The 3,957-nt window shown below is 63.8% G+C and carries 3 protein-coding genes and 1 pseudogene; all 4 read left to right on the top strand.

What is annotated here, in order from left to right:
* Positions 1 to 516, top strand: a 516-nt coding sequence (locus tag VKP01_RS03660; protein WP_324410375.1) for an ABC transporter permease, incomplete at its 5' end; no start/stop codon positions are given.
* Complete coding sequence (locus tag VKP01_RS03655) at positions 513 to 1,421, top strand: ABC transporter permease (protein WP_324410373.1); 909 nt, start codon at positions 513 to 515, stop codon at positions 1,419 to 1,421. The genes VKP01_RS03660 and VKP01_RS03655, both read left to right, overlap by 4 nt.
* A complete protein-coding gene (locus VKP01_RS03650) occupies positions 1,421 to 3,259 on the top strand; it encodes an ABC transporter ATP-binding protein (RefSeq protein ID WP_324410371.1) in 1,839 nt (612 codons plus the stop codon). The genes VKP01_RS03655 and VKP01_RS03650 overlap by 1 nt, the downstream gene beginning before the upstream one ends.
* Before the next feature lie 410 nt (positions 3,260 to 3,669).
* Positions 3,670 to 3,816 (top strand): annotated as a pseudogene (locus VKP01_RS03645) (ABC transporter permease); the annotation flags it as partial.
* Positions 3,817 to 3,957: the final 141 nt, after the last annotated feature.

The following is a 3,957-nucleotide window of genomic DNA, read 5'->3' as shown; positions in this document are numbered from 1 at the left end:
CCCGCCTTCGTCTCGGCGATCCTGTTGCTGCTCGCCTTCGCCATCACCCTGCGCTGGTTCCCGGTGATGAGCACCGGGCGCGGCGATACGTTCGGTGCAAGGCTGAACGATCTGGCGCTGCCGGCAATCAATCTCGGCCTGATCATGGCGGCCTACATCACCCGCGTATCGCGCTCGGCCATGCTGGAAGTGCTGGGGCAGGATTACGTGCGCACGGCCAAGGCCAAGGGTCTGGCCTTCGGCACGATCATCTGGCGTCACTGCTTGCGCAACACGATGATCCCCGTCGTGACCGTGGTGGGGCTCTATCTCGGCATCCTGATCGGGAATTCCGTGCTCACCGAAATCGTCTTCAACCGCCCCGGCCTCGGCCGGCTCATCGTCGGCGCGCTGAACCAGCGTGACTACACCATGCTGCAGGGCATGATGGTGATCTACACGCTGATCGTCGTGGTGGTGAACCTGTTGACCGACCTGACCTACGGCCTGATCGACCCGAGGATCAAATACAAATGAGCGCAGCCAACTCGACCCCTTCGGCAAACGCCTCGCGCAACTACTTCCGGACAACCGTCGCCGCAGCCGGTGCCGGACTCCTGAAGGCGTTCAACACCAACAAGACCTCCTGGATCGGCCTGGGACTGTTCGTCTTCGTCTGCCTGCTGGCGCTGCTGGCCCCGGTGATCGCCCCGCACGATCCGCTGGATCAGGACGTCTTCAACCGGTTGAAGGGGCCCAGCGCGGATTACCTCTTCGGGACCGATTCCTTCGGTCGCGACATTCTCTCACGGATCATGTGGGGGGCACGGATCTCGCTCACCATCGGCATCGTCGCGATCGGTATCGCCATGGTCATCGGCACCACGATCGGCCTCGTGGCCGGCTATTTCGGCGGCAAGGTCGATATTATCGTGATGCAGGCCAATGACGTGCTGCTTGCCTTTCCGTCGCTGATTCTCGGCCTGATCGTGGTGGCCATGCTCGGCCCCAGCGTCGAGAACCTGATCATCGCCATCGCGCTCACCGCGATACCACCCTTCGCACGCATCGCCCGCGCGCCGACAATCGCCATCAAGGAGCGCGAGTTCATCGAGGCCGGGCGCGCGCTGGGCTATTCCGATCTGCGGCTGATGTTCGGGCATGTCCTGCCCAACATCCTGCCGGAAGTGCTGGTGATGGGCTCGCTCTGGCTCGCCACAGCCATCCGCGTCGAAGCCTCGCTGGCCTTCATCGGACTCGGCGTCAGCCCGCCCACACCCACATGGGGCGGCATGATCCGGGAGGGTTTCGAGAACATCCTCGACAGCTTTTATCTGGTCCTCTTCCCCTCGATCGCAATCCTGATCGTCGTCTTCGCGCTCAACCTGCTCGGCGACGGGCTGCGCGACGCCATTGATCCGCGCCTGAAGGGAGAGCAGTGATGCAGCCTGTCATCAGTCTACGCAACCTCACGACCTCCTTCCGTGTGGACGGGGAATGGGTCCCCGTCGTGAAGAACGTCAGTTTCGACATTGCCGAACGCGAGACCGTGGCCGTTGTCGGCGAAAGCGGATCCGGCAAGAGCGTCACCGCCCTCTCGATCATGCGGCTTGTGCCGGAGAATACCGGGCGCATCGAGGGGGACATCCTGCTGGAGGGGCAGAGCCTGCCGGCCTTGTCGGAAGAGCGCATGCGCGACGTGCGCGGCGGACGCATCGGCATGATCTTCCAGGAGCCGATGACGAGCCTCAACCCGGTGCTCACCGTGGGCGCGCAGGTCTCGGAAGTGCTGATGCGCCATCGTAGCCTCAACCAGGCCGAAGCCCGGGCCGAGACGCTGCGGCTGTTCGACCTGGTGCGCATTCCCGATGCGAGCCGGCGCCTGGGCGAGTTTCCCCATACCTTTTCCGGCGGCATGCGTCAGCGCGTGATGATCGCCATGGCGCTCGCCTGCCAGCCGAAGCTGCTGATCGCCGACGAGCCGACCACGGCGCTCGACGTCACCATCCAGGCCCAGATCCTCGAGCTCATCCGCGAGCTCCAGAAGGAAATCGGCATGTCGGTGATGTTCATCACCCATGACATGGGTGTCGTGGCCGAGATCGCGGATCGTGTCGTGGTCATGCTCAAGGGCGACATGGTCGAATCCGGGGATGTCAGGGAGATTTTTGCCAATCCGCGCCATCCCTACAGCCGCAAGCTGCTGGGCTCCGTGCCACAGCTCGGCACGTTGACCGAAACGGAGTTGCCGCGCCGCTTCCCGGCCTTTCGTGAGGACAAAGCCGACACACCCGCTGCTGCGGCGGCAACGGATGACGCAGGCCTGCTTGCGGGTGAGGCAGACGAGCCGGATCAACGCGGTGAGCCGATCCTGCAAGTCGAGAATCTGGTCACGCGCTTCACGGTCAGCGGCGGCCTTCTGGGGCGCGCGGTCGGCGAGGTGCATGCGGTTTCCGACGTTTCCTTCGACTTGCGCGCCGGCGAGACCCTGGCACTCGTCGGCGAATCCGGTTGCGGCAAGTCGACGACGGGACGTTCCATCCTGCGCCTGATCGAGCCGCGTAGCGGGTCGATCCGTTTCGAGGGCCGGGAACTGATGCAGGCCAGCCCGGTGCAGATGCGGGAAGCGCGCAAGCGCATGCAGATGATCTTCCAGGATCCGTTCGGTTCGCTCAATCCACGCAAGACCGTGGGCGCAGCGATCCGTGAACCGATCACCGTGCACGGGCTAGCCAAAGGCGCCGATGCGGATGCGCGGGTCGAACAATTGCTGGAGCAGGTCGGGCTGCTGTCCGAACACGCTTTGCGCTTTCCGCATGAATTCTCCGGCGGACAGCGTCAGCGCCTTTGCATCGCCCGCTCGCTCGCCGTGGAGCCCCGCCTGATCGTGGCGGATGAGAGCGTCTCTGCGCTCGACGTCTCGATCAAGGCGCAGGTGATCAACCTGATGCTCGATCTGCAGCGCGAACTCGGCCTGGCCTTTCTCTTTATCAGCCACGACATCGCCATCGTCGAACGCGTCAGCCACCGCATCGCGGTAATGTATCTGGGTGAGATCGTCGAGATGGGGCCCCGCCGGGCGGTGCTCGGCAATCCGAAGCATCCCTACACGCAGAAGCTGATCGCCGCCGCACCGATTCCCGATCCCGAGCGCCGGCCTGCGCGGCGCGGATTGATGACCGAGGAGATCAAGAGCCCGGCGCGACCGCTCGACTACGTGGCGCCGCACCGACCGCTGGTCGAGGTCGAGCCGGGGCATTTCGTACGCGAACACGACTGAGGAACGCACAGGCTCGCGCGCGGCACCGACCTGAAGCCGATCCGACTGGATCCCCCCTTCGCGGGCAACCCGTGTCCGGCATCGCCCGCGACGGGATGATTGCCGCTCCGCCATGGTTGTCCTTCGGAGGGGGCCTCTTGACGCTGAAGGGGGAGCTGACACTGGCGCAGATGGCGGCCACGCATGGAGTTCATCAGTAAGCGGTACGAGTGCCCTGTTTGGATGCGAGCAGCTTGGAGCGCATTCCGACCTGACGGAGTCAGGCCGGGCGCTCCAGGTCATTGTCTGGCGCATCATTTTTCCCGTCAGCAGGTATCCACCTGACGGCATGATGTTCTAGCGCTTGCGCTTTCCGGCAGGCTGCTTCAGGCGTCGGCAGGTGCCATAGAGAGCGGCGACCTGTTGAACTCTGGCGCCTTGATCTGGAGCACCTGCGCTATCTCATGCTGCCCGCCTTTACCCTGTCGGTCATCCCGACGGGGGTGGTCAAGCGTACCGTGCGAACGCTTATCGCAGAGATACGCAATCAGGATTTCGTCCAGGCACTACGCGCAAAATGAGGTGGCCCCCGGATTTCGGACAGGGAGATAAGCTGGTATCGCTCTGACGAGAGGACGATATCGATGGCGAACACGAGGAAGCGTTATTCGGCGGATTTCAAGGCGAAGGTGGCCCTTGAAGCGTTGAAGGGGGAGCTG

Origin of the sequence: Saliniramus sp. (assembly GCF_035311605.1) — a bacterium.
Classification (GTDB): domain Bacteria; phylum Pseudomonadota; class Alphaproteobacteria; order Rhizobiales; family Beijerinckiaceae; genus Saliniramus.
Note: the sequence above shows the minus strand (reverse complement) of the source record. Positions and strands in the feature narration are given on the sequence as shown.

What these genes read in the sequence shown, in the direction of transcription:
- VKP01_RS03655 (WP_324410373.1), top strand. Translation starts at nt 513, where the DNA reads ATGAGCGCAGCCAACTCGACCCCTTCGGCAAACGCCTCGCGCAACTAC.
- VKP01_RS03650 (WP_324410371.1), top strand. Translation starts at nt 1,421, where the DNA reads ATGCAGCCTGTCATCAGTCTACGCAACCTCACGACCTCCTTCCGTGTG.